This is a genomic window from Clostridium prolinivorans (genome assembly GCF_004011155.1).
GTDB lineage: Bacteria > Bacillota > Clostridia > Clostridiales > Clostridiaceae > Clostridium_AT > Clostridium_AT prolinivorans.
In genome coordinates this window covers 32,593-57,626 of record NZ_RJWG01000012.1, presented here as the reverse complement: position 1 = coordinate 57,626, position 25,034 = coordinate 32,593, and the positions used below count along the sequence as shown (strand labels likewise).

25 protein-coding genes, 2 pseudogenes and 1 riboswitch are annotated in these 25,034 nt (G+C 27.2%); of the genes and pseudogenes, 5 read left to right on the top strand and 22 right to left on the bottom strand.

Annotation, left to right across the window (positions count from 1 at the left end; translation table 11 throughout):
- The first annotated feature begins 106 nt into the window (after positions 1-106).
- Both EGD97_RS09785 and EGD97_RS09780 read left to right on the top strand, forming a co-directional pair.
- Positions 107-1,426, top strand: a complete 1,320-nt coding sequence (locus EGD97_RS09785) for an aminotransferase class V-fold PLP-dependent enzyme (RefSeq protein ID WP_127837203.1) — start codon at positions 107-109, stop codon at positions 1,424-1,426.
- A gap of 305 nt (positions 1,427-1,731) precedes the next feature.
- Positions 1,732-2,490 carry an exodeoxyribonuclease III gene (locus EGD97_RS09780; RefSeq protein WP_127837202.1) on the top strand — a complete coding sequence of 253 codons (759 nt, stop codon included), beginning with the start codon at positions 1,732-1,734 and terminating at the stop codon, positions 2,488-2,490.
- A 115-nt stretch (positions 2,491-2,605) separates the two neighbouring features.
- Here EGD97_RS09780 and EGD97_RS09775 read toward each other — a convergent pair whose 3' ends face one another.
- Complete coding sequence (locus tag EGD97_RS09775) at positions 2,606-3,028, bottom strand: ImmA/IrrE family metallo-endopeptidase (RefSeq protein ID WP_127837201.1); 423 nt, start codon at positions 3,026-3,028, stop codon at positions 2,606-2,608.
- 10 nt (positions 3,029-3,038) lie between these two features.
- Entirely contained in the window at positions 3,039-3,404 is a 366-nt protein-coding gene (locus EGD97_RS09770) for a helix-turn-helix domain-containing protein (protein ID WP_164850199.1), read from the bottom strand.
- Positions 3,405-3,712: 308 nt separating this feature from the next.
- Here EGD97_RS09770 and ftsZ point away from each other — a divergent pair, with 308 nt between their 5' ends.
- On the top strand, positions 3,713-4,780 hold the full coding sequence (gene ftsZ / locus EGD97_RS09765; protein ID WP_127837199.1) for a cell division protein FtsZ: 1,068 nt from the start codon (positions 3,713-3,715) through the stop codon (positions 4,778-4,780).
- Between the two features lie 63 nt (positions 4,781-4,843).
- Here the strand turns inward: ftsZ and EGD97_RS09760 are convergent, their stop codons facing one another.
- Positions 4,844-5,260, bottom strand: a complete 417-nt coding sequence (locus tag EGD97_RS09760) for an acyl-CoA thioesterase (RefSeq protein WP_127837198.1) — start codon at positions 5,258-5,260, stop codon at positions 4,844-4,846.
- A gap of 435 nt (positions 5,261-5,695) precedes the next feature.
- Between EGD97_RS09760 and EGD97_RS12420 the strand changes: the two genes are divergently transcribed.
- On the top strand, positions 5,696-5,866 hold the full coding sequence (locus EGD97_RS12420) for a hypothetical protein (RefSeq protein ID WP_164850198.1): 171 nt from the start codon (positions 5,696-5,698) through the stop codon (positions 5,864-5,866).
- Positions 5,867-5,970: 104 nt separating this feature from the next.
- Here EGD97_RS12420 and EGD97_RS09755 read toward each other — a convergent pair whose 3' ends face one another.
- The 10 genes and pseudogenes from EGD97_RS09755 to EGD97_RS09710 form a co-directional block, all read right to left on the bottom strand.
- The gene (locus EGD97_RS09755) at positions 5,971-7,743 is read right to left on the bottom strand and encodes an aminopeptidase P family protein (RefSeq protein ID WP_127837207.1); all 1,773 of its coding nucleotides are present in this window, start codon (positions 7,741-7,743) and stop codon (positions 5,971-5,973) included.
- A gap of 146 nt (positions 7,744-7,889) precedes the next feature.
- Complete coding sequence (locus EGD97_RS09750) at positions 7,890-8,387, bottom strand: hypothetical protein (RefSeq protein ID WP_127837197.1); 498 nt, start codon at positions 8,385-8,387, stop codon at positions 7,890-7,892.
- 1 nt (position 8,388) lies between these two features.
- Complete coding sequence (locus tag EGD97_RS09745; protein ID WP_127837196.1) at positions 8,389-8,835, bottom strand: DUF4430 domain-containing protein; 447 nt, start codon at positions 8,833-8,835, stop codon at positions 8,389-8,391.
- 24 nt (positions 8,836-8,859) lie between these two features.
- A complete protein-coding gene (locus EGD97_RS09740; protein ID WP_127837195.1) occupies positions 8,860-9,366 on the bottom strand; it encodes a hypothetical protein in 507 nt (168 codons plus the stop codon).
- Between the two features lie 115 nt (positions 9,367-9,481).
- A riboswitch (cobalamin riboswitch) is annotated at positions 9,482-9,657 on the bottom strand.
- A gap of 73 nt (positions 9,658-9,730) precedes the next feature.
- Entirely contained in the window at positions 9,731-10,414 is a 684-nt protein-coding gene (locus EGD97_RS09735) for an amino acid ABC transporter ATP-binding protein (RefSeq protein ID WP_127837194.1), read from the bottom strand.
- A gap of 15 nt (positions 10,415-10,429) precedes the next feature.
- Positions 10,430-11,071 (bottom strand): amino acid ABC transporter permease, encoded by a 642-nt coding sequence (locus EGD97_RS09730; protein ID WP_127837193.1) that lies wholly within the window; start codon positions 11,069-11,071, stop codon positions 10,430-10,432.
- Between the two features lie 18 nt (positions 11,072-11,089).
- Complete coding sequence (locus tag EGD97_RS09725; protein WP_127837192.1) at positions 11,090-11,887, bottom strand: amino acid ABC transporter substrate-binding protein; 798 nt, start codon at positions 11,885-11,887, stop codon at positions 11,090-11,092.
- Positions 11,888-12,196: 309 nt separating this feature from the next.
- Positions 12,197-13,042, bottom strand: coding sequence for an undecaprenyl-diphosphate phosphatase (locus EGD97_RS09720; protein ID WP_078682973.1), 846 nt, complete (start codon positions 13,040-13,042; stop codon positions 12,197-12,199).
- Between the two features lie 183 nt (positions 13,043-13,225).
- Entirely contained in the window at positions 13,226-14,401 is a 1,176-nt protein-coding gene (gene mmsB, locus EGD97_RS09715) for a multiple monosaccharide ABC transporter permease (protein ID WP_127837206.1), read from the bottom strand.
- Positions 14,402-14,448: 47 nt separating this feature from the next.
- Positions 14,449-15,339: pseudogene (locus EGD97_RS09710) on the bottom strand (ATP-binding cassette domain-containing protein); the annotation flags it as partial.
- A 75-nt stretch (positions 15,340-15,414) separates the two neighbouring features.
- Here EGD97_RS09710 and EGD97_RS09705 point away from each other — a divergent pair.
- Positions 15,415-16,577 (top strand): annotated as a pseudogene (locus EGD97_RS09705) (IS3 family transposase).
- Between the two features lie 418 nt (positions 16,578-16,995).
- On the opposite strand, the gene EGD97_RS09700 reads toward EGD97_RS09705, so the two are convergent.
- The 9 genes from EGD97_RS09700 to EGD97_RS09660 all read right to left on the bottom strand — a co-directional run bounded on the left by EGD97_RS09700 (position 16,996) and on the right by EGD97_RS09660 (position 25,007).
- Positions 16,996-18,744 carry an ammonium transporter gene (locus tag EGD97_RS09700; protein WP_127837190.1) on the bottom strand — a complete coding sequence of 583 codons (1,749 nt, stop codon included), beginning with the start codon at positions 18,742-18,744 and terminating at the stop codon, positions 16,996-16,998.
- A 192-nt stretch (positions 18,745-18,936) separates the two neighbouring features.
- Entirely contained in the window at positions 18,937-19,338 is a 402-nt protein-coding gene (locus tag EGD97_RS09695) for a 23S rRNA (pseudouridine(1915)-N(3))-methyltransferase RlmH (protein ID WP_078682967.1), read from the bottom strand.
- Positions 19,339-19,468: 130 nt separating this feature from the next.
- Positions 19,469-19,933, bottom strand: coding sequence for a 23S rRNA (pseudouridine(1915)-N(3))-methyltransferase RlmH (gene rlmH / locus EGD97_RS09690; RefSeq protein WP_078682966.1), 465 nt, complete (start codon positions 19,931-19,933; stop codon positions 19,469-19,471).
- A 33-nt stretch (positions 19,934-19,966) separates the two neighbouring features.
- Positions 19,967-21,040: a DUF3810 domain-containing protein gene (locus tag EGD97_RS09685; protein ID WP_127837189.1), complete on the bottom strand. Its 1,074-nt coding sequence runs from the start codon at positions 21,038-21,040 to the stop codon at positions 19,967-19,969.
- Between the two features lie 171 nt (positions 21,041-21,211).
- Positions 21,212-21,715 carry an SEC-C metal-binding domain-containing protein gene (locus tag EGD97_RS09680; protein ID WP_078682964.1) on the bottom strand — a complete coding sequence of 168 codons (504 nt, stop codon included), beginning with the start codon at positions 21,713-21,715 and terminating at the stop codon, positions 21,212-21,214.
- Positions 21,716-21,772: 57 nt separating this feature from the next.
- Positions 21,773-22,342: a GerMN domain-containing protein gene (locus tag EGD97_RS09675; RefSeq protein ID WP_078682963.1), complete on the bottom strand. Its 570-nt coding sequence runs from the start codon at positions 22,340-22,342 to the stop codon at positions 21,773-21,775.
- A 47-nt stretch (positions 22,343-22,389) separates the two neighbouring features.
- On the bottom strand, positions 22,390-23,175 hold the full coding sequence (locus EGD97_RS09670) for an MBL fold metallo-hydrolase (protein ID WP_078682962.1): 786 nt from the start codon (positions 23,173-23,175) through the stop codon (positions 22,390-22,392).
- A gap of 24 nt (positions 23,176-23,199) precedes the next feature.
- Positions 23,200-24,465, bottom strand: a complete 1,266-nt coding sequence (locus EGD97_RS09665; RefSeq protein ID WP_078682961.1) for a UDP-N-acetylglucosamine 1-carboxyvinyltransferase — start codon at positions 24,463-24,465, stop codon at positions 23,200-23,202.
- Positions 24,466-24,827: 362 nt separating this feature from the next.
- A complete protein-coding gene (locus tag EGD97_RS09660) occupies positions 24,828-25,007 on the bottom strand; it encodes a DUF1540 domain-containing protein (RefSeq protein ID WP_078682960.1) in 180 nt (59 codons plus the stop codon).
- Between the last annotated feature and the right edge of the window lie 27 nt (positions 25,008-25,034).

Genomic DNA, 25,034 nt, shown 5'->3' with positions numbered 1-25,034 from the left:
TTAAATAAAAACAATTTTGTATTTATTTCTATTTTATTATTAAAATCACAATGCATTCCTAAATTCATATAATAATTATAAATAAAAGTTAAAGCAGGTGATGTATATGTTAGGTTATTGGTCTTATACTTCTCCTTATAGAAATATGATAGTAGGTGTAGATACAAAAGTTCCTTTATCAAATGGAAACTCCTCAACTTATATAAATTTTGATAATGCTGCTACAACTCCTCCTTTTGTATCTGTACTTAAAGAAATTATAGATTTTTCTCCCTGGTATTCTTCTATAAATAGAGGTAAAGGTTACAAATCACAAATTTCTTCTAATTTATATGAAAATTCAAGAAAAATAGTTTTAAACTTTGTAAAAGCAGATGAAAAATATAATACAGTTATATATGTAAAAAATACTACTGAGGGTATAAATAAACTCTCTTATAGACTTTGCGACAAAAATAATGAATGTGTAATTTTAAGTACAAACATGGAACATCATTCAAATGACTTGCCTTGGCGTGATAAATATAAGTTAGATTATATAAAGTTAGATAAAAATGGACGTTTATCTATGGAAGACCTAGAACAAAAATTAATAAATTATAAAGGCAATGTAAAACTTGTAACAATTTCTGGTGCTTCTAATGTTACTGGCTTTTTAAATCCTATTTATGATGTCGCACGTCTTGCACATCAATATGCGGCTAAAATATTAGTAGATGGTGCTCAATTGGTCCCCCATGTACCTATGGATATGAAAAATCAAGACTCTTTAGAGCATATAGATTTTTTAGTTTTTTCTGCTCATAAAATGTATGCACCTTTTGGAATAGGAGTTTTAATAGGTCCTAAAGAAATCTTTAAAAAGGGAGAACCTCATTACAAAGGTGGAGGCACTGTAGATTTTGTAACTCATGACTATGTAATTTGGAATGATCCTCCAAACAATGAAGAAGCAGGTACTCCTAATGTTATGGGAGTAATAGCTTTAGTTGCAGCTATTAATACATTAAATCAAATAGGTATGAATAATATAGAATCTTATGAAAATGCCCTGCTTCGTTATACTGTATCAGCTCTTAAAAACATAGAAGACGTGGAGCTTTATGGAGATTTAGATAATTTAAATAACAAAGTAGCAATTATTCCATTTAATATAAAAGGTATTCATCATAGTAAGGTTGCTGAAATATTATCTTCTAAAGCAGGAATAGCTGTAAGAACAGGATGTTTTTGTGCACAGCCCTATGTTCAAGAACTTTTAAATATTTCAAAAGAAGAATCTTTAAATTTTATTAAAGATTCTAAGCAAAAAAGACCTGGTATGATAAGAGCTAGTTTTGGACTTTATAACAGTTTTTTCGAAATTGACTATTTTATAAATGTTTTAAAACATATAGTAAAAAATAAAAATCTTTATATTAATTAATCATATATATATCTATAAAAAAATAAAAGTTAGTTTGAAATATAAAAGTTCTAACATCTATAAGAAAAATAAATAAAATATCTGTAATAAGTATTAAGATAAGTCTAAAACTCTAATTACACATATTTTATTTATTATAGCTTAATTTCAAACTAACTTATATTTTACGACAGCCATTTTTACTTATAATTTGTGAAATATTAATTTTAGCTATAAAACTAATTGATAAATATTATTCTTTATAATAAAATATCAATAAGTATCTTCAAAAATAAATTTAAAAAGAGAATGAGAGAGTGATATAAATGAAATTTGTTTCATGGAATGTAAATGGATTAAGAGCCTGTATAAATAAAGGGTTTTTAGACTATTTTAATAAAATAAATGCAGATATTTTTGCTATACAAGAAAGTAAGCTTCAAAAAGGACAAATTGATTTACATCTTGAAGGATATTATCAATATTGGAATTATGCAGAAAGAAAGGGTTATTCCGGTACTGCAATATTTACTAAAAAAGAGCCAATTTCTGTATCCTATGGAATAGGTATAGAAGAACATGATAAAGAAGGTAGAGTTATAACTCTTGAGTATGAAGATTTTTATTTTATTACAGTATATACTCCAAATTCAAAAGAAAATTTAGCTAGATTAGATTACAGAATGGTTTGGGAAGATGAATTTAGAAATTTTTTAAAAAATCTCGAAAAAAAGAAACCTCTTATAATTTGTGGAGATTTAAATGTTGCACACAATGAAATAGATCTTAAAAACCCTAATAATAATAGAAAAAATGCTGGTTTTACTAATGAAGAAAGGGGCAAATTTACTGAACTTTTAAATGCTGGTTTTATAGATACCTTCCGTTATCTTTATCCAGATAAAGAAGGAATATATTCTTGGTGGTCTTATAGATTTAATGCAAGAAAAAACAATTCAGGTTGGAGGATAGATTACTTTTTAGTTTCAGAAGCTTTAAAAGATAGAATTATCGATAGCCAAATACATACAGAAGTTTTAGGATCAGACCACTGTCCTGTAGTTTTAGAAATAAAAGATAATTAAAAATAAAAATCATGCATAAAAATTTTTAAACCTATTTTATGCATGATTTATTAATTTACAAAATAATTTATGTATTTATTTATGTATTTTAAAATATACATATTTTTTATACCAATTATATCTTTAAGTTATCATTAAATATTCCCATAATTAAATAATTACTCATATCTGAAATTTTTATGTTTAAACTTTTTTCATCAAGAAGAAGTGCTAATGCAAAAATATTAGCTTCATGTTCTAATTCACTGTTTCCACCTTCATCAAAAGAAGCTGTAAAAATTGGATGTAAAAATTCTGTATGCAATAAGGCATGCCCTAATTCATGAGCGCAAATAATTTTTTGCGCTTTAAGATTAAAATTAGAATTTATAACAATATGAAGTTTATCAAAAATTTTAATACAATATCCTTTAATTGCACTTCCATATTCACGATATATAATAGGTATGCCTAATTTTTCTGATATAATAAATGGGTCTTTAGTGCCAAAGGTTTGTGTAATTTCATTTGCATTTTTAACAATTCTTTCGTATCCCATATAATCCTCTCTATTTTGCAAGTCCCTTTGCTTTCCAGTAAAGGTCCGTAATATCTTTAAAAATAGCTTCTTTATCTTCTTTAGTTAAATTATCACTAAGAAATAAGGCTTCTGCTTGAAGTATAAAAGAATTTTGATTTAAAGGTTTTTCATCTATCTTTTGAGAAATTTCTTCATTACTTGTATCCTTAAATAGCATATACAAAGGTATATTAAAAGCTTCTGCAAGCTTTCCTAAAGTTTCTACACTTGGTTGTTTTTTATTATTTTCAATATCAGATAAAAAAGAAGCTGTAATTCCTACTTTTTCTGCAAGTTCTTTTAATGTTATTTTTTTACTAAGTCTATAAGCTTTAATAGTACTTCCCAGATTCATGGTTTCACTCCTATTATAAATAAACAAATCCATTTTTATTTATAAATTATTTATTTATTTATATTTTTCTTATTGTAATTGTACTAAATTTATACTATCATGTAAATATTAACTTGTAGCGAAATTTTATGTATATATTAGAAAATCACTGTAAAACTTAACTAATCTTAATTTAATATGAATTTTTATAATTATTATATAATTGAATTTAGCTGTAAGTGAAATTATTATATTTATATAAATATAATGGTGTTTTTATAAAATTCAGTAAAATATAAAATAGATGATTACAAGGGAGGAAATTTTTAATGGATATGGATGTTTTTTCAACCTTCCCTGCCAACATTAAAGTAGTAGGAGTAGGAGGCGGCGGAAATAACGCTGTACATAGAATGATTGATTCCGGCATGAAAGGTGTTGAATTTATTATTGCTAATACAGATTTAAAAAGTATTAGATCTTCAAAAGCAAATAGAGTTATACAAATAGGTACCAAACTTACAAAAGGTCTCGGTGCAGGCGCTGTCCCTGAAATAGGTGAAAAAGCAGCAGAAGAGAGCGAAAATGAAATACGTGAAGCCTTAATGGGAGCAGACATGATATTTTTAACTGCTGGAATGGGCGGAGGTACTGGTACAGGTGCTACTCCTGTAATAGCTCGTATTGCAAAAGAACTTGGAATACTTACTGTTGGTATAGTTACAAAGCCTTTCCCATTTGAAGGTTCTAAAAGAATGTCTAATGCCGTTAAAGGAATTGAAAAACTTAAAGAAAATGTAGATTCTCTCATAGTTATATTAAACAAAAATCTTTTAAATATAGCCACAAAAAAAATGACTATAATAGAGGCTTTTTCTGCGGCAGATGATGTTTTAAAAATAGGTATACAAAGTATTTCAAATATAATAAATATTCCTGGCCTTATAAATCTTGATTTTGCTGATGTAAGTACAATTATGAGAAATTCAGGTCTTGCACATATGGGAATGGGTGTTGCAAAGGGCGATGAAAGAGCTATTAATGCTGCAAAACAAGCAGTAAATAGTCCCCTTTTAGAAACTGCAATAATTGGTGCAAATGGACTTTTAATAAATGTAACAGGAGGAAATGATTTATCTTTAACCGAAATAGACGAAGCTATTGAATATATAAGAAGTGAAGTTAATCCTGAAGCAGAAATAATTTTTGGTGCTTCTATAGATGAAAATATGAAAGATGAAATTCATATTACTCTTATAGCTACTGGTTTAAACAAAGAAAAATCACCTTTAGTTGAAGATTCTTCTAAAAATGAAAATTCTAAGGATTCTACTTTAAATTTTTTAGAACCAGACATTATTGAAATTCCTACAATACTTAGAAGAAAAAAAATATAAAAGGCAAGAGGATATCCTCTGTCTTTTTTATTATGTAAAAAATTTTTAAATAAATATTATTTTTTATTTTAACTTTTCTAATTTATCCCAAATTTCTGGATTTTTCTTTTTTATGTTTATTATCTTAAAATTATTTTTATCTACAAAAGTCTGAATTGTTTTCCCTTTTGAAATAAGCTTATTATCACTTTCTCTTATAACATTATAATTAAGAGTTATCTTAACCGGAGTAAGTTCTTCTAAAGTAGTTTCTATTTTAATACTATCTCCATATTTTGCTCCTTCAATGTATCTGCATTGTGTCTCGATTAAAGGCATCATTATTCCTGTATCTTCAATATATTTATAAGAAATACCTGCACCTTTTATAAAATCTTCTCTTGCAGCTTCAAAATATATATAATAATTAGAATGATGTACTATTCCCATTTGGTCTGTTTCTACATATCTTACCTTTAAATTTGTTATGCTTTTATACATAAAAAATCACTTCCTTTCACATATTAATTATAAATTTATTAATATGATTATCTCACAAAAATTATTTTCCCTTAGAATTGACAACTATATTTTGAAGTAAATCAATAATAAACATACTACTTATTGTATAATAGAAATTTATTTACAGCTTATTGTGTTTTAATCATTAATATAAATTTATAATATACTTTCCATTTAAATTTAAAATTTATATATATATTAAATCAGCACAATTTAATTGTCAATTATACTAATTTAACTAACTAATTATAAAAACAATATATTTAAAAATTTTTATAAAATATATTGAAATTTTGTCCGTCATGTATTAATATATAATTGAAAGAAATAATTCAAATGTTATTTTTTAATGCAACAAAAATTTTAATATATAATATAATGTATTATATATTATATCATGGGGGTGCTTATAAAATGTTTGGTTTAACTTACGAATACTTGAAAACTTATGAATTAAATGAAAACGAATTATCTCAAGGAAATGAATTTTACAAAAACGAAAGAAATTATAATAAACTTGCTGGAAGCTCCCGAGATACTATACGTGATATTTTATTAAATCTTCCATTCTTTAGATTAATGTAATATACAATTTTTAAATTATCTTTGCAAAATATATTATGCTGCATAACTATATTAATCATATATAAATAAAAAAGTTCCATGAAAAATTCATGGAACTTTTTTTATTATATGGCTTTAGTCGCTTGCTTTAAATATTCAAGTTCTTCAGTTTCAAGATATGGTGATAGCTTTTCAAAAACCATCTTGTGATAGTTATTAAGCCATAATCTTTCTTCATCATTTAATAAATCTAAAACTATAGCATCAGTATCTATTGGGCATAAAGTTAAAGTTTCAAATTTCATAAATTGACCACCATAATAAGTTTTTTCATCTTCCTGAACAACAACTAAATTTTCTATTCTTATTCCATGTTTATTTTCTTTATAAACACCAGGTTCATTGGAAACAATCATTCCTTTTTCAAGTTTTACAGTACTAGGTGCCATAGATATTCTATGCGGACCTTCATGTACATTTAAGAAAAATCCTATACCATGACCTGTTCCATGCTTAAAATCCATTCCTGCATTCCAAAGAGGCATTCTAGCTACTATATCTAGATTAGATCCTGTAGCTCCATATAAAAATCTCTGCTTAGATAAATCAATCATTCCCTTTAATACAAGAGTATAATCTATTTTTTCTTCTTCTGTAAGTTCCCCTACAACTATAGTCCTAGTTATATCCGTTGTTCCATCTAAATATTGAGCCCCTGAATCTACTAAATAAAATCCTTCAGGTTTTATTAAAGATTGATTCTCTTTTGTTGCATGATAATGTGGCATTGAAGCATTTGCTTTATAGGCTGATATAGTTTCAAAGCTTAAATCATAAAAATTATCTCCTTGTTTTCTTATTTCTTCTAATTTATCTGCAGCATCTATTTCTGTAATTTTGCCTGATGATACATTCTTTTTTATCCAATTTAAAAATTTAACCATAGCAACGCCGTCTCTTATCATAGCTTTTCTTAGATTTTCAATTTCTACATCATTTTTTACAGCCTTAAGCATTGTAGTTATATCAGTTTTTTCTATTATTTTAAGTTTAATAGAACTATAAATTAAAGTATTAGTCTTAGATGGGTCTAATAAAATTGTGCCTTCATCAAGATTTTCTAAAAAGTTTACTATACTTTCATAAGGTTTTATAAAAACTTTTGATCTTTCAAGTTCTTCTCTAACTTTAGAATTAATTTTACATTCATCAATGAATAAATAACATTTTTTTTCTGAAATAAATGCATAAGATATAGTAAGAGGATTACATTCTATATCTCTTCCTCTAATGTTTAAAAGCCAAGCTATATCATCTAATGATGATATTATGTAATAATTTGCTCCTAAATCTTTCATTTTTTTTACTACTTCAGAAATTTTTTCTTCTCTTGATTTTCCTGCATATTTTATATCATGTAAAATTACTTCTGTTTGAGGCTTTTTAGGTCTTTTATCCCAAATTTTATCAATTAAATCCTCATTAATTTGATAAGAAAAATTTTTTTCTTTTAATAAATTTTTCATATTTCTAAAATATTTTTCAGAAATTACTTGACCATCAAATCCTATTTTAGCACCATCTGGTAAATTTTCTTTTAAAAATTCTTCAATAGTTTTAACTCCTTTTTCACCCATTTTAAATAAAGTTATGCCTGTACCTTTAAGCTCATTTTCAGCTTGGATAAAATATCTGCCATCAGTCCATAATCCAGCTTTATCTAATGTTATAACTGCTGTCCCTGCAGAACCAGTAAACCCTGTTATAAAAGCTCTTGCAGCATAATGCTCAGCTACATACTCACTTTGATGAGGATCGGAACTTGGTACTATATAAGCATATATATCTCTTTCTTTCATAAGACTTCTTAATTTTTCAATTCTTTCTTTTATTTCTATGATAATCACCCCGTTTGTTGTATATTTTATTTTTCATAATTTATTATAACATAATATTTTTAAATATTTTAAAACTACAAAGTGTTTCTTCCATAAAAAACAAAGACGACAACTATAAAATTCGTCATCGCCTTTAAAATTTATTTTTATTTAATATAATTAAATACTCTTTGCATTGGTTTTAATAAATATATAGTTGCTATAAAAGTTACTGCTGCATTCCCTAAAGATACTTGAAACCCCATTAATAGTCTTATAATAAAAGCTTTATAACTTAATTTTGCACTTATCATAAATGGTAAATCAATAAGTGTACCACATAAAAATGCTAATATAAAACCTACGGATGCTAATATATATTGATTTTTAGTTTTATTTTTTACTAAAGAATATATAAGTGCATATTGAGGAAATACAACTAAATACATTATACTCCAAGGTGCTATACCACGTGTAAGCATTACAATAAGACAAAATACTACAGTTGAAAGCCATGCCTCTTTTCTTTTAAGATAAACACCATAAGTAAGTATTGTAAAATTAACAAGCTCAAAATAAAGTACGAATGAACCTAAAAATTGTATTATATAAAGGAAGGCTGCAAGTAAACTTATTTTAGTAATTTCCCTAGCACTCATATTCATTTTACATACCTGTGTTCTTTGTAAATACTAACTCTATTTCATCTTTATCATGCAAACCAAGCTGTTCTGCTCCTGGTGCTTCTCCAATTTTCATTTTAACATTTTGGCTTGGAGAATTATATGAATACATCCACCATGGTCCTTTACTCATATCTGTAGTTTTTAATCCTTTTAATCCAACTATGAAACGTCCATATTGAGAATTTTGCATTTCTACTTGAAATTCATCTTTATATTGATCCAAAAATTGTGCTAAATTTTCTGCATCTGTTTTATACTTTTTCTTATCAACTAAAACTTTATTTGATGTATCATCTTTAATTGTTATAACTATTGTCTTGTTTCCACTTTGACCACTTAATACATTTTTAATTCCAAAGTATCCAAGGAAAAGAACTAAAACTGCTAATACTGTAACTCCTGCTTTTATTAAATTTGATTTTTTCATATTTTATCATCTCCTGTTTTTTAATTAATATGACTTTGATTGAAATGAAATTTCCTCAATGTTATTTAATCTGTTTATTTCTAAAGAAAATACAAATAATATATTTGCCGTTAAATTAGCAAAATCAATACAAATTTCAGGTACATTTATACCTTGTTGTTTTAATAAATATAAATTTCTTGAAATAATTTTTGCTTCACATCTTGCTTTATGATATTCACAAGCTATTGTATGGCCTGTTGGATATATAAACCCATTTACTCTATGTTTATTTTTCTCTTTAAAAGAATTATAAATAGCTAGTCCTTCTTTTAGATCTTCTTCTGTAATTGCAAGCTTACCTCTTATTGATCCATTAAGATGCAAAATTTTATCCATAAGCCACCAAGTTTCCTCTTTTAAAGGAGTATCAATGGATAATATATATCCTAATGTTGCAGAAAGTTTATCTGTCAAAATCTCATGATTTACTAAAGAAGATTTTTCACTTAAAAAAGGATAAGCTATTAAATCAAAATTCTTTGTATCCATTTTATTCACCTCAATTCAATAAAAAAAACTCCTCATTGCGGGGAGTTAAGGTATAAAAGCATGATGCAAAGCTTAAAAGCTGCTATCAAACGTTCCTCCTTTCCCTCCGAAAGTTGAATACTTTAACTTTTAGGTAGGTCTCCTGGCTTATGGCTCATAGCTTGGTACACCTTCCCATAGTTTCCTACAGTGGCAAACGACCAAGCAGCACCACATACAGTAGCGGGGGCTGCAGCGTTTCACGCATTTCCCTGTTATGTTTTTTCAAACACCTAAAAGCTTTATTAAGTTTTCATCATTAAATTATATACTATACTTTATTAAAATTCAATGTAAATAATATTACAATCAATATAATATAAGCTTACACATACATTATTTCTTCTTTTAATATACCATTATCCATAGATAAAACCCTGTCAGCTACCATCTTAGCAAAAGTCATATCATGAGTTATAATTAAAACTGTCATAGATTTTTCAGCTCTTACTTTTTTTATAAGATTAGCAACTTCTTCTGTCATACTTGGATCTAAAGCAGAAGTAGGTTCATCAAAGCATATAAGTTTTGGTTCCATAGCAAGAGCTCTTCCTATAGCAACTCTTTGTTTTTGTCCTCCTGAAAGTTCAAAGGGATAATTTAATTTTTTATCTTCAAGCCCTAAAAATTTTAAAATTTCTAAAGCTTTTTCTTCAGCTTTAAAAGCTTCCATATTAAGTACAACTTTAGGTGCTTCGGTAATATTTTGTAAAACATTCATATGAGGAAATAAATTGAAATTTTGAAATACCAAACCTATGTCTTTTCTTATTTCAATCTCTTCTTTTTTTTCTGCCATTACTCCATTTTTATATAAGTATCTTCCATTTATCAATATAGATCCATAATCAGGTTTTGTAAGCCCATTTATACATCTTAATAATGTTGTTTTTCCTCCACCTGAAGGCCCAACTATAACACCAATCTCTCCCTCTTTAAGTTCAAGATTTACTCCTTTTAGTACTTTATTTTTACCAAAACTTTTTTCTAATCCCTCAATTTTAAGCATAGTTTAATCACATCCCTATTGATAATAGCTGTATCTTTTTTCTACTTTTTTAAAAATCCTTGTAAATATTGCAATTAACAGCAAATATATAATTCCTACTACAACTAAAGGTATTAATGAAGCTTCTCTATTAGAAGCCATCTTGCCAACCTTTAAAAGCTCATCCAAGCCAACTACATATACAAGAGCAGTATCTTTCACAAGAGTAATAATCTCATTAGCTGCTGCTGGCAATATTACTTTTACAGCCTGTGGAAGTATTATTTTAAAAAATGTATATTTGGGAGAAAAGCCAAGAACTTTAGCACCTTCATACTGTCCTTCATCTATAGATGCTATACCCGCTCTAAATATTTCTGCAAAATATGCTGCATAATTAAGTACAAAAGCTAATATAGCTGCAGGAAATCTATCAAAAGTTATTCCAACTATAGGCAATCCAAAGAATATAAATACTATTTGAAGTAAAAGCGGAGTTCCTCTCATGATTAAAACATAAAAGCCTGTTATCTTATTTAATATAGGATTTTTAGATAATCTTCCTAGAGCTACTATTATTCCAAGTGGTATAGAAAAAAGCAGTGTAAGTATAAAAACTTCTAAAGTTACTATAAGACCTTCACCTATTTGAGGCATCAGGCTGATTATATTATTCATGAAAATCCTCCTATAATTTTATTTAAATAAATTTTCTCCAAACCATTTTTCGGATATAGCTTTTGCAGTACCATCATTTTTCATATCTTCAAATGCTTTATTTATTTTTTCTAAAAGCTCTTTATCATCTTTTCTTAAACCAACACCATAAGTTTCGCTTCCAAAATCATCATTTAATATTTTATATTTTTCTGCACCTTTTTTATTTATATAATACCTTACTAAAATTTCATCTGCAACTACAGCATCTATTCTCTTTGCTTCTAAATCCATTAAAGCATCATTATTAGTTTCAAAAGTATAAACTTTCCCTCCATCAAAGCTTTTTAAAAGCTCTGGCTCTTTATTTATTGCATCAACTGCACTTGATTCATTTTGTGCTCCTACTTTTGCTCCTTTTAAATCAGCTTTACTATTAATCTTTGAATCTTTTAAAGTTATTATAACTTGTCTATTATCCAAATATGGATTTGTAAAACTTACTTTTTCTTTTCTTTCATCAGTTATAGTATATCCATTCCATATTAAATCTATTTTCCCTGAATTAAGTTCTGATTCTTTCATAGACCAATCTATAGGCTGAAAAGTTATTTCTTTACCAATTCTTTTAGATACTTCTTTTGCTAAATCTATATCAAAACCTACTATTTCCCCATTTTCATCTTTAAATCCCATAGGAACAAATGTATCATCAAAACCAAGCACAAGACTTTCTTTTCCCATTGTATCTTTTGATTTATTGCTACATCCAGCTGCACCTAAAACTATTACTCCAATTATTCCAACTGCTAAAATTTTCTTTATTATTTTGTTCATTATAAGCACTCCTTACATATTTATCAATCTACGATATTACTTTATCATGATAAAGTAATAAAGTCAATACTTTTTTTATATATTAGAAAAATTTAATAATAAAAGTCATTTATAAAAAAATGAAACGCCCCTTTTATGTAAGCAGTTTTATTTTTTAACTGTCTACTATAAAAGAGGCCTATAAAAAAGTTTCTCTTAATTTATGATGTATTTTTAATTTATACAATCATTTTTACATTTTATTAGAAATTAACTATAAAATAGAATACAAAAACTATAATAATAAAACTTAAATATTTATCTATAATTTTAAAATATACCTGCAATTCCTGCAATAATTACTATAACTGCAAATATCATTCTATAAATAGCAAAATTTTTCATTGGTTTTTTCTGAAGGTAAGAAATAAATTTTTTAATTACAATAAGTGCAACTATAAAAGAAACTACAAAACCTACAATAAGAGAATTTAATTCTTGAGAAGTAAGAATTGAAAGTCCTCCAAGTTTTAAAATTTTTAAAAAACTCATTCCAACCATAACTGGTATTGCCAAAAAGAAAGAAAACTCTGCAGCAGCAACAGTTGTTAAGCCTGCTACCCATCCTCCAATTATAGTTGATGCGGAACGAGACATCCCTGGAATTATAGCCAAACATTGAAATAAACCAATTATAACAGCCTGTCCTGGAGTTACATTTAAATCATCTTCATTGTAGTTATTATTTCTAAATACTTTTTCAGCATATATCATCCAAATAGCACCTAAAAATAATGTTATGGCTACTGGTACTGGTGCTAATAAATATTTATCTGCTAAATCATCAAAAAGTATACCAAAAATACCACCGGGTATACATGCTATAAATATCATAAACCAAAATTTAAATCCAGATCTTTCATATCCAACTTTCTTTGGAGAAAAATTTATTAAAGTGTCTTTTATCTTCTTCCAATAAAGAATAATAACAGCAAGTATAGCTCCAAGCTGTATAACATAAGTATACATTTCAATATAATTTTCAGTAATTCCTTTAAAATTCATTAAATTTTGAAATATAATTAAATGGCCAGTAGAAGATATAGGTAAAAATTCTGTTACTCCTTCTACAATTCCCAAAATCATAGATTTTATTAAAAAAAGTATATTATCCATAAAAAACATCCTCTCTTAAAATAATACCTAATTTAACATAACATAAATTTCACAAAAATGGTAGTATATTATTATACTAATAACAATATTTTTTATTGAAATTTATGTTAACAAAAAATATTTAAGGAAGGAAGATTTTTATATATTTAAAAATCTTCCTTCCTTTTTATGATTAATTTACAATTAACCTCTTGATTTCTTTTTTGAAATTACATCAAAAGCTACAGCCATTAAAAGTACAAAACCCTTAATTGTCATCTGCATATCGCTTCCTACTCCAAGTATAGACATACCATTATTAAGAACTCCCATTACAAGAGCACCTATAATAGCTCCAACTACTGTTCCAACTCCACCATAGGCAGAAGCTCCTCCTATAAAGCAAGCAGCTATTGCATCCAGCTCAAAATTTGTTCCTGTTTGTGGTGACGCTGCATTAATACGAGAACTAAAAGCAATACCTGATACAGCAGCTAAAACTGCCATATTAACATATGATAAGAAAAGTACTTTATTTGTATTTATACCTGAAAGTACAGCAGCTTTTTCGTTTCCTCCCATTGCATAAATATAACGTCCAGATATAGTTTTAGTTGTAAAGAAAGAATAACCTCCTATAAGAATTCCTATAAGTACTAAAATTATAGGTATACCTTTATATGATGCTAACCAATATGAAAAAAGATTTATTATAAATAATGTTAATATTATCTGAGCTGCAAAAATTCCAAAAGGTGTATCATTAAAATTATATTTCTGTCTTTCATTTCTTCTTTTTAATTGTAAGTATACATAAATAACAGAAATTATAAGTCCTATTAAAATTGTTGTAATATTTAAATTTGTTCCAAGTCCCTTAAATATATCTGGTATAAAACCCGCACTTACAAACTGATATTTTTCTGGAAATGGAGAAAGAGTTAACCCTTTAAGCATTGTTATGGTAAGTCCTCTAAACATAAGCATACCTGCTAAAGTTACTATAAAAGCTGGTATCCTTACATATGCAATCCAAAACCCTTGCCACATTCCTATAACAAGCCCTATTAATAGACAAATTACCACTGCAAGAATTATATTCATTTTCATATTTATCATAAGTATACCTGCTATTGCTCCGATAAAAGCACATACAGAACCAACAGAAAGGTCTATATTCCCCCCTGTTAATATACAAAGAGTCATACCAATTGCTAAAATAATTACATAACTGTTTTGAAGTATTAAGTTTGTAACATTCATAGGAACTAAAAGTATACCATCAGTTAGTATTTGAAATAATATTATTATTGCTACAAGTGCAATAAGCATTGCATATTGTCTTATATTGCTTTTAAAAGTGCTTTTTATTGTTTCCATAATTTTTGATGATGATTTATTTTCAGAAATTTTCTTAACAGGTTCCATCATACTACCTCCTTATTGCTCTGCATTATACACTTCATTATGCTTTCTTGTGATGCATCTTTATTATCAAGCTCTCCAACTATTTTCCCTTCATTCATTACATAAATTCTATCACACATTCCAAGTATTTCTGGGAGTTCAGAGGATATAATTATAATAGATTTCCCTTCCTCTGCAAGCTTATTTATAATTGTGTAGATTTCATACTTTGCCCCAACATCAATTCCACGAGTTGGTTCATCCAATATTAACACATCAGGATCTGTAAATATCCATTTGCTTAACACAACCTTTTGTTGATTTCCGCCTGATAAATTGCCAGTTTTTTGTAAAATGCTTGGTGATTTTATATTAAATTTTCGTCTATATTCCTCTGCAACCTCAATTTCTTTATTTTCATCTATAATTTGATTTTTGCTTATTTTTTTAAGCTTAGCCAATGTTATATTTTGTTTTATGCTTTGTATAAGAATAAGTCCTGCATTTTTTCTATCTTCTGTAACATAAGCCAGTCCATTTTCTATTGCCTGTCTAACATTTTTTAATACAATTTCTTTACCATCTTTTATTATTTTCCCTGTTATACGTTTTCCATAAACTCTTCCAAAAATGCTCATGGCAAGTTCTGTTCTTCCTGAACCCATAAGACCTGATATTCCAACAACTTCACCTTTATGAACTTTTAAGTTTACATCCTTAATAATCTTTCTCCCTTCAATTATAGGATCATATACATTCCAATTTTGTACTTCAAAATATACATCGCCAATTTTAGATTTTCTCTTTGGAAATCTATTAACTAAATCTCGGCCTACCATTCCTTTAATTATTCTATCTTCATTTACATTTTCATCATTTTTAAAAGTTTCAATTACAGCACCATCACGAATTTGGTGTTAGTATAATATTGTAGACACAGAAAGCCGAACACATTAAAATATAAATAAGATAAGGATGTGTTATAAATGGCAAGAAGTCAAAAACAATATACAGAAGAATTCAAAAATACAATAATAGAACTTTATAATGCTGGTAAGAGTTTATCAGCGTTAAGCAGCGAATATGCCCTATCAAAATCAACAATAGCAGGATGGATAAAGAAGAATAAGCCTATAGCTGTGGATAAAGATACAACTATAACTGCAGCAGATTATCAAGCTATAATTAAAAAGAATAAGCAGCTTGAAGAAGAGAATGAAATATTAAAAAAAGCCATGGGCATATTCGCAAGGAAGTAACTACTGTATTTGAATTCATAACTAACAACCAAAAATATCATGATATTAAGCTTATGTGCAAAGTTTTAAAGGTGTCTAGGAGCTCTTATTATAAACACCTACATAAAAAGCCTAGCAATAGAGCAATAGAAAATAAAAACAAATAGAAAATAAAAACATAGGAGAAAAAATTATAGATATCCACAAAGAGAGTAAACATCGATATGGAGCAAGTTAAGATAAACGAAGCTTTAAAATCAACAGGTATAACTATTAGTCTAAAGAGAACCCAAAGATTAATGAAGAAACTGGGGATAAAATTTGTAATAGTAAAAAAATATAGACCTACTTCATCCAAAAAGAAAATAGAGGCACAAGAAAACGTTTTAAAAAGAGATTTTAATACTACTACAATTAAGGAAAAATGGGTAACAGATATAACGTATATTCACACAATTAAAGACGGATGGTGCTATTTAGCCTCAGTTATGGATTTATATAGTAGAAAAATAATTGGCTATGCTATGTCTAAATCTATTGATACGGCACTTGCTCTCCAAGCTGTAAAAAACGCTATAAAACTCCAGAAACCAACCAAGCCTCTAATTTTACATAGTGACTTAGGCTGTCAGTATACAAGCTCTGCTTTTAAAGAGTATATAGAGAGTACTAAACTAATTAAACATTCTTTTAGTGGTAAGGGTTGTCCCTATGATAATGCCTGTATTGAGTCTTTCCATGCCTCTTTAAAAAAGGAAAAAGTGCATCTTGTTAAGTATTTTGATTATGATGCTGCAAGACTTGCTATATTTGAGTACATAGAAGCCTAGTATAACAGAAAAAGGATACATGGTGCTATTGGATATTTAACTCCCCAAAAATGTGAAGATTTGGCTAGAAAAATCTCATAAAAAGTTCAACTTTTGTGTCTAAGATATTGACATAGATCCAGAAGTCTCTTAGAATATTTTTTTGTACATAATTATTTTCCACTTTTCGTATATTCTTATCTTGACATTTATATATTTTACTAATTAACATCTATAAAAATATTTTATTCTAGTAATCTAATAATAATATTTTTATTAGTATTTATATTAACAAAATTTTTTAAGAAACAAAATTTTTTATATATTTATTTAATAAAACTCAATAAAAAACACTATTTCTTATTAAAAATGTTTTTAAATAATATCAGTCATTTTTTTAAGAAATAGTGCTTTAAATTTATTTTGTTATTTTATTAATCTAATATTAAAATCATAAATTATCATTTGTATAAACTATTTATTTCAATATTTTATATAAATTTCTATTATTCTATAAAACTTATTCAACATCTTGCAATGCTTCATAACCTTCTTCACCTGTACGTACCTTAATTACATTTTCAACATTATATATAAATATTTTTCCATCACCAATATTGCCTGTATATAAAACTTTTTTAGCTACATCTATAACTTTTTTTACTGGAACCTTAGTAACCACAATTTCTACTTTAATCTTGGGCAAAAGATTAGTATCAACTTCAACACCACGGTAATATTCCGTTTTTCCTCCTTGTATACCATAACCAAGTACATTAGTTACGGTCATACCTGTTATGCCAATTTTATCCATAGCACTTTTTAGTTGTTCAAATTTACTTTGTTTTGTTATTATTTCAATTTTAGTAAATTTATAACCAGAACCAGAAATTGTATTATTAGATTTTATATCTTGAGCAGGTAAAGATTTATCCTGAGAAACTTGTTTATCATCATCTTCTTCATTTTTTAAATCAATTGAATAGTTATTTACATTACTATAATCAGAGCTTATAAAATCTGCATAAGCACTTTCCAATCCATGTTCTGAAATATCTAATCCATTAATTTCATCTTCATTAGAAGCACGTAAGCCAACAGTTTTATTTATTAAAAAGAAAATAATTATCATAGTAACAGAAACCCAAATAATAACTGATACAACTCCTAATAATTGAATTCCCAAAAGCTTAAATCCTCCACCATAAAGCAATCCTTTAGGCATTGTTCCTCCAGCATATGAATATTCGTTAGCTGAAAATAAACCAACCATAAGTGTACCAAAAGCACCGCAAAGTCCATGAACACCAATTGCTCCAACCGGATCATCAATTTTTAAAACTCTATCAATAAATTCAATACCATATACAACTAAAAAACCAGCCATTATTCCAATAAAAAAAGCACCAACAGGAGTTACTAAATCAGTACCTGCAGTTATAGCAACTAAACCAGCTAATGAACCATTCAATGTCATTGAAACGTCCGGTTTTTTATAACGAATCCAAGTTATTATCATTGCTGTTATAGTTGATACAGCTGCTGATAAATTAGTAGTAAAGAAAATATTCCCCATAGAAGATAATACATTATCTCCTTCTGCAGAAACAGTAGAGCCACCGTTAAATCCAAACCAGCAAAACCATAAAATAAATACACCTAATGCAGTAAGCGTTAAATTGTGTCCAAGAATAGCTTTAGGATTACCATTTTTATCATATTTTCCTATACGTGGACCAATAGTTTTAGCCCCAATTAGTGCTGCAACTCCTCCAACCATATGAACAGCAGTAGAACCTGCAAAATCATGAAATCCTAATTGTGAAAGCCATCCACCTCCCCAGATCCAGTGACCTGAAATAGGATATACAATTGCACTAATTAATGCACTATAAATACAATATGAAATAAATTTAGTTCTTTCTGCCATAGCACCAGATACAATAGTAGCAGAAGTAGCACAAAATACTGTTTGAAAAATAAAAAAAGCATACTTAGGAACACCTTCTGGAAGTATATTACTGTATGCCCCTCTACTTAAAAAATCAATGCCTCCAATAAATGCACTATTTCCAGCAAACATAATTCCAAACCCAAAAAGCCAATAAATTAAAGTTCCAATTGCAAAGTCCAGCAAATTTTTCATAATAATGTTCCCTGCATTTTTGGCTCTTGTAAGTCCACTTTCTACCATTGCAAAACCTGCTTGCATAAAAAATACAAGAGCTGTTGCTAATAATACCCATATAGTATTTAGAGATGAATACATAAAAATCCCCCTTTGAATAAAAAATTATTTAAATTTCAAAAAAGAAAAGGTGCTGTGGATTTACAAATCCACAGCACCTTTGCTGATCTTGTTTAAATTATATATCTTGTAACTATATTTTGTCAATATAATTTTTTATTTTTTGCAAGTTTGTTTTATAAATATTTCACGAAACAAATATTGTATAATTTTCTATTTATGGTAAGGCTGATTATTTAAAATACGATATGCACGATAGAGCTGCTCAAAAATTACAGTTGTTATAAGGCCTAAATCCATTTCCATAGAGCTTATAGAAATAGCCTCATCATATGTGATTTTTGCAGCACCAATAATTAATGCAATATCTGAATTTCCAGATATACAAAAGGTGTTAATCTTATCTGCAAGTTCTTCTGATGATATATTTTGTCCAGTAACTCCTATAGATATTTTATAGTACTTATCAGAAATTTTCTTTAAAATCTGTTCTTCATTTTTAACTTGAATTAATTCAATTTTGCAGTAACGAGATAATCGTTTTTTATATTCTTTTATTGCTTCAATATAAAATTTGTCTATCTTATTTGATACAGTATATATTTTAAAATTCATATAAATACTCCCAATTTCTTTTAAACTATGATTTTGATAATTATTATAAATGCTCAATAATTATATATAAATACTCAATAGAAAAATAAATATAATTTAGTAAAAATTTAATTCAAGAAATAGCTAATTTTTATTCCTTGTAAAATGCTGATAAAGAACAAATTTGTTCTAAAAGTATAACTCTCATAAGCTGATGTGGAAAAGTCATTCTAGAAAAAGATAATTTATAATTAGATCTATTTAGTACTTTTTCAGAAAGGCCCAAAGATCCACCAATTATAAATGCAATATTATTTTTCCCTGTAAGTTTTAATTTTTTTATAAAATTTCTAAAATCTGGTGAAGAAAGCATATTCCCATCTATAGCAAGTGCTATAACATACATATCATCTTTTATATGTTTTAAAATTAAATCTCCTTCTTTTTGTTTTATCTGAATTTCTTCTTTTACTGAAGCATTATCTGGAATTTTTTCGTCTGGTACTTCTATTATTTCAAATTCGCAGAATTTTGAAATTCGTTTTAAATATTCTTCTACTGCATCTTTTAAATATTTTTCTTTTAATTTACCTACAGTTATTAATTTTATATTCATTTATTTCTCCTTATATTTTTATATAGTTAGAAATTATTTCTTAGGAAATAATTGTTTATTTTCTGCAATAAGCAAGTCTACCATTCTTCCATAACTTTGTACTCCATCCTTTTGTCCATTAGATTTTAAGTATGTATTATTTATATTATTAGAAATTTTTTGTGCTTTCCCTTCATATTTTTCCCAAAACTTTTTATCATAAATAAGATCTTTTTTTACTAAATCTGAATATTTGGCTTTAAGTACATTAAAACCTTCAATATCGTTTTTATATAATTCATTCATAGAATATACAAGTGCAAGCATTATACCTGAATATTGAAAATCTTTATCTGGATGCATAGTACAAGTTAAATAAGCAATATAATTTGCTTCATCTTCTCTTGCAAAGCCTCTCTGATGCGCCATTTCGTGAGCAACAGTAGAAGGAATAGTAAATTCTGTTATATTTACATTTACATTAGCTTCACAAGTATAAGGAATATAAATACCAGTTATTCCTGTATATGACATTAATTTTGAAAATAATATTTTTTTAGGGATACCATATTTATAAGAAAGTTCCGGATATATTTCCCCTGCTTTTTCATATCCCTTTTGTGCTCTTATAAATGCATCTTTATAGTTTATGTTTACTATGCCTTTTGAATCTCTGTTAACTTCTTTACTTAGAATATTTGCTCTATTAATTAAATTTTCACAAAGATCATAAAGATCCTTTGTAGATGATTTTTTTATATCTAATCCTGCTATTTTATCAAATGATAATCTATTATAGTTAAATCCCCATAAAAACATGAATAATATATATAATACTGAAATATAAGTACAAAGATTTATAAAATTTTGCAAAAATCTATTTGTTTTAAAACTAAATAATACTAACACAAATAAAATAATTAAAATTACTGCAAGTATAATTATTAAAAACTCTGCTATAGAAAAAGGAACCAATCCTGTAATTGAACTTATTACTTGGATTGTAATTTTATTTATAAATAAAGAATAATATTTTTCTATAATATAAGGAAATTTCTTTAGTATTATATTTATTAAAAATGTAATTGAAGCCAATATAATTATAATAAATTTAGTTTTATTCTTCATATTTTTTCACCTAAAATAAAAGAGCTGTTTTTAAAATATATAAGTATATTAAATAAATTCAAAAGCCATACATAAATTAGGTAAAACTCCTTTTTTATGAATGGCTTTTATACATAAATTTACATAAATAAAACTTTTAATATAGCTCTTTTGTTGTTTTTTTATAATTATTTATTTGTTTGCACCACAGCATTTTTTGTATTTCTTACCACTTCCACATGGGCATGGATCATTTCTTCCTATTTTGTATTCATTTACAATAGTCTTTGACTGTCTCCATTTAATTTGGATTTCTTTTCTCTTTTCTTTGGAAAATATTCCTTCCCATTGTGGAAGTTCATATAAATAATCTGCTTTAGCATCAAGCATATTAAAATATAATTTTTCAAAATCTATTTTTAATTCAATTTCAGAATTTTCCTCTAAGTTTTCTAAATTTAAACTCTCTATTAAGCTTTCATTTATTCCGTCTAAAAATCCCATAAAAAATACAGGTGTTACTCCATATTCTTTCGCTAAATCATTAATGCTTCCTTTAATTTCATTTTTATGATTAGCTAAAAGCTTGCTGTATATATTCTTTTCTATTTCTCCGTATTCTTTCCAAAAAGCACTTTCTCCTTTTGTTTTTACATATTCTATAACCATATCTGTCCACTGTTTATACAAACTCATTTTCTCTATCTCCTTTGTAAAAATTTATATTTCTGTATAAATTATGATTATAATAAATTACTTTTTATTTTTTAATATTATTTCTAAATCTTCCTTACCAATAGGCTTAGAAACATCATAATTTCCACCAAGAAAATCAGTATCTTTATTATTAAGCATTATTTTTACCTTCTTTACTGAAGGAAGCTCAGTTAATGAATTTACCAAACTTCTTAATGTTGCTTCTTCTTTTTGCGGGCTCATTGTAACTCTTGCTTCATCATTTAAGTTAACATATGCTATATTATCTTTTATTGAAAAGCTTAAAAGTTTAGTCCCTTTAGGTAAAATAGGCTTTAAGTTACTTACATTTGAAGGTCCTTTTAAAAGTTCCTGTACTATGATTTCTCCTAAAAATTCTTCTTTATTTATAAGCCTTTCTTCTTTTGAAACGCTAACACTTTTATCATCCGAAGAATCAAAATATAAATTAATTTGTATAGCGTTATCTTTTTCATTTGGTAAAACAATATTTTCAACTTTTTCTTTATTATTTATGCTTGCATTATCTTTTTTTTCGCATCCAAAGAAACTCAAAAGAACAAGTGTCATAATTCCTATAAAAAAAAATGATAAAGCTTTTTTCATTATATCACTCCTTTATTTAAAGGTAGAGTTAATGCTTCATATAAATATTAAAATTTAATATAATTACTTGGCATGTCTCTTTTTGCAACAGTAAGACCTATATCTTTATTTAATTCTACATTCATTTGCTTTAAAAAACTTACTACGGTTTGATATGCAAGTTCGGGATAATTATTAGTTTTACTTAAATGTCCAAGTATAACTCTTTTTCTTTTTTGGCCAATTATATCAACTATAGCTTTTGCACAATCTTCATTTGATAAATGTCCTATATTACTTAATATTCTTCTTTTTAAAGTATATGGATACGGTCCAAATTTTAGCATTTCAACATCATGGTTACTTTCAATAAGAACTACGTCTGAATCTACTATATTTTTTTTAATTTCATCAGAAAAATGTCCTATATCTGTAGCAATAGCAGCCTTTTTATTTTTATTATATACTGCATATCCTTGAGGCGAAGCAGCATCATGAGGTATTTTAAAACTTACTATATCCATATCTTTTATGCTTAAACATCCACTATTCATAATCTTTATATTATGTTCTTTTATTTTTCCTATAGAACCCTCCATAGCCTTCCAAGTAAATTCATTTGCATAAATAGGTATATCATATTTTCTGGATAATACACCAACCCCTTTAACATGATCAGAATGCTCATGTGTTACAAAAATTCCATCTATTTCTGAAGGATTTTCATTAATATCTTTTAAAGCTTTTTCAATGTTTTTACCAGGAAGTCCTGCATCTATAAGTATTTTGGCATTTTCGGAGGATACAAATATACTATTACCACTGCTACCGCTATATAAAGAACAAAAAATCATAATTTAATCCTCCTGAATTTTTATTTAGCATTCTTCTATTTTAACCCTTTTTATATCTGCACCCAACATCTTAAATTTTTCTTCTATATGTGGATATCCTCTGTCAACGTGATCAATTGAAGTTACTTCAGTTGTACCTTCTGCCATTAAACCTGCAATAATCATAGCTGCACCAGCTCTTAAGTCTGTTGCTTTAAGCACTGCTCCAGTAAGCTTATCTACCCCTTCTATAATTGCAGTCCTTCCTTCAACCTTTATATTGGCTCCCATTTTTTTAAGCTCATCTACAAATTTAAATCTGCTCTCCCAAATACTTTCATTAACTATACTTCTACCCTTAGAAACTGATAAAAGTGTAGTCATAGGCTGCTGTATATCTGTAGGAAATCCTGGATAAGGGAGAGTTTTTACATTAACACCTCTTAATTTTTTATCAGACTTTACAATAATAGAATCCTCTTTTTCTATTATTTCAACTCCCATTTCTATAAGCTTTGCTGATATAGATTCCATATGTTTTGGAATAACATTATTTATTATTACCTCTCCTCCACAGCCTGCAGCTGCTATCATATATGTACCAGCTTCAATCTGGTCAGGAATTACACTATAGTTACAACCTTTTAACTCTTTAACACCAGTTATTCTTATAATGTCAGTTCCTGCTCCCTTTATATTAGCCCCCATTGAATTCATAAAATTTGCTACATCTACTACATGAGGCTCCTTTGCTACATTTTCAAGTATAGTAGTACCTTCTGCAAGACTAGCTGCAAGCATTACATTTATAGTAGCTCCTACACTCACTACATCAAAATATATGTTAGTTCCTATAAGCCTGTCAGCTTTTGCTGTAATAACACCATGTTCAATATTAACAGAAGCTCCTAAAGCCTCAAAACCTTTTATATGCTGATCTATTGGTCTTACACCTATAGAACATCCCCCTGGAAGAGCTACTTTAGCTTCTTTAAATCTTCCAAGAAGTGCCCCTATAAGATAATAAGAAGCTCTCATTTTTCTTACATCATCAGTGTTTGCACAAACACTATTTATAGCTGTACTATCTATAATAACTGAATCTTTATTCCTTGTTATTTTACCATTAAGACTTTCTATAATTCTTTCTATACACTGAACATCTTCAATATCTGGAATATTATCAATAACACTCTTTCCTTTACTCGCCATAACAGCTGCTGGTAATATTGCAACAGCAGCATTTTTAGCTCCGCTTATATCAATTTTCCCAAATAACTTTTTTCCACCATTAATAACTAGCTTTTCCATGCCAGCACCCATCCTTACCAATTTTATTTATATTAATTATTAACTCTTTAAATGTCTTGGCCTTGATTTTATTACGAATTTTATTATAGCATAACAAAATAAAATTAACAAAATTTTTCTTAATAACATTTATAGATATTTTTTGCATTTATGGTTAAAAAAATACATAACAATTATATAATATATTTTCCTTTCTTTCTATAGGAAATAATTTAAAAATTAAGAATTAATCTGTTGTAAAATAAATATTTATGTAATTTAATAAATAAAGCCATTCATAAAAAGGGATTTCACCCTTAATTTTATGAATGACTTTTAAATTTATCTAAAATTTATGCATTTAAATTTAATCTTAAACTTTATTAGCTAAGTTCAAAACTTCCGCAATCAGTACATTCTGGTGTTTTCGCACCTTGTTCATGTTTTACAACTTCTATCTTTTCTAAAGTACAATAATTATTATTTTTAGAGTGAAATCTGCACTCTGAAACAGTACACCCTACACTTGAATTATATTCATTAGCTTCTAATCTCTGTTTCATATTTTTTCCTCCTACATAATTTAAAAT

Excerpts from the sequence above, each read along its gene's own strand:
- EGD97_RS09785 (WP_127837203.1), top strand. The coding sequence starts at position 107 with ATGTTAGGTTATTGGTCTTATACTTCTCCTTATAGAAATATGATAGTA.
- EGD97_RS09780 (WP_127837202.1), top strand. The coding sequence starts at position 1,732 with ATGAAATTTGTTTCATGGAATGTAAATGGATTAAGAGCCTGTATAAAT.
- EGD97_RS09775 (WP_127837201.1), bottom strand. The coding sequence starts at position 3,028 with ATGGGATACGAAAGAATTGTTAAAAATGCAAATGAAATTACACAAACC.
- EGD97_RS09770 (WP_164850199.1), bottom strand. The coding sequence starts at position 3,404 with ATGAATCTGGGAAGTACTATTAAAGCTTATAGACTTAGTAAAAAAATA.
- ftsZ (WP_127837199.1), top strand. The coding sequence starts at position 3,713 with ATGGATATGGATGTTTTTTCAACCTTCCCTGCCAACATTAAAGTAGTA.
- EGD97_RS09760 (WP_127837198.1), bottom strand. The coding sequence starts at position 5,260 with ATGTATAAAAGCATAACAAATTTAAAGGTAAGATATGTAGAAACAGAC.
- EGD97_RS12420 (WP_164850198.1), top strand. The coding sequence starts at position 5,696 with ATGTTTGGTTTAACTTACGAATACTTGAAAACTTATGAATTAAATGAA.
- EGD97_RS09750 (WP_127837197.1), bottom strand. The coding sequence starts at position 8,387 with ATGAATATGAGTGCTAGGGAAATTACTAAAATAAGTTTACTTGCAGCC.
- EGD97_RS09745 (WP_127837196.1), bottom strand. The coding sequence starts at position 8,835 with ATGAAAAAATCAAATTTAATAAAAGCAGGAGTTACAGTATTAGCAGTT.
- EGD97_RS09740 (WP_127837195.1), bottom strand. The coding sequence starts at position 9,366 with ATGGATACAAAGAATTTTGATTTAATAGCTTATCCTTTTTTAAGTGAA.
- EGD97_RS09735 (WP_127837194.1), bottom strand. The coding sequence starts at position 10,414 with ATGCTTAAAATTGAGGGATTAGAAAAAAGTTTTGGTAAAAATAAAGTA.
- EGD97_RS09730 (WP_127837193.1), bottom strand. The coding sequence starts at position 11,071 with ATGAATAATATAATCAGCCTGATGCCTCAAATAGGTGAAGGTCTTATA.
- EGD97_RS09725 (WP_127837192.1), bottom strand. The coding sequence starts at position 11,887 with ATGAACAAAATAATAAAGAAAATTTTAGCAGTTGGAATAATTGGAGTA.
- EGD97_RS09720 (WP_078682973.1), bottom strand. The coding sequence starts at position 13,042 with ATGGATAATATACTTTTTTTAATAAAATCTATGATTTTGGGAATTGTA.
- mmsB (WP_127837206.1), bottom strand. The coding sequence starts at position 14,401 with ATGGAAACAATAAAAAGCACTTTTAAAAGCAATATAAGACAATATGCA.
- EGD97_RS09700 (WP_127837190.1), bottom strand. The coding sequence starts at position 18,744 with ATGTATTCATCTCTAAATACTATATGGGTATTATTAGCAACAGCTCTT.
- EGD97_RS09695 (WP_078682967.1), bottom strand. The coding sequence starts at position 19,338 with ATGAATTTTAAAATATATACTGTATCAAATAAGATAGACAAATTTTAT.
- rlmH (WP_078682966.1), bottom strand. The coding sequence starts at position 19,933 with ATGAATATAAAATTAATAACTGTAGGTAAATTAAAAGAAAAATATTTA.
- EGD97_RS09685 (WP_127837189.1), bottom strand. The coding sequence starts at position 21,040 with ATGAAGAATAAAACTAAATTTATTATAATTATATTGGCTTCAATTACA.
- EGD97_RS09680 (WP_078682964.1), bottom strand. The coding sequence starts at position 21,715 with ATGAGTTTGTATAAACAGTGGACAGATATGGTTATAGAATATGTAAAA.
- EGD97_RS09675 (WP_078682963.1), bottom strand. The coding sequence starts at position 22,342 with ATGAAAAAAGCTTTATCATTTTTTTTTATAGGAATTATGACACTTGTT.
- EGD97_RS09670 (WP_078682962.1), bottom strand. The coding sequence starts at position 23,175 with ATGATTTTTTGTTCTTTATATAGCGGTAGCAGTGGTAATAGTATATTT.
- EGD97_RS09665 (WP_078682961.1), bottom strand. The coding sequence starts at position 24,465 with ATGGAAAAGCTAGTTATTAATGGTGGAAAAAAGTTATTTGGGAAAATT.
- EGD97_RS09660 (WP_078682960.1), bottom strand. The coding sequence starts at position 25,007 with ATGAAACAGAGATTAGAAGCTAATGAATATAATTCAAGTGTAGGGTGT.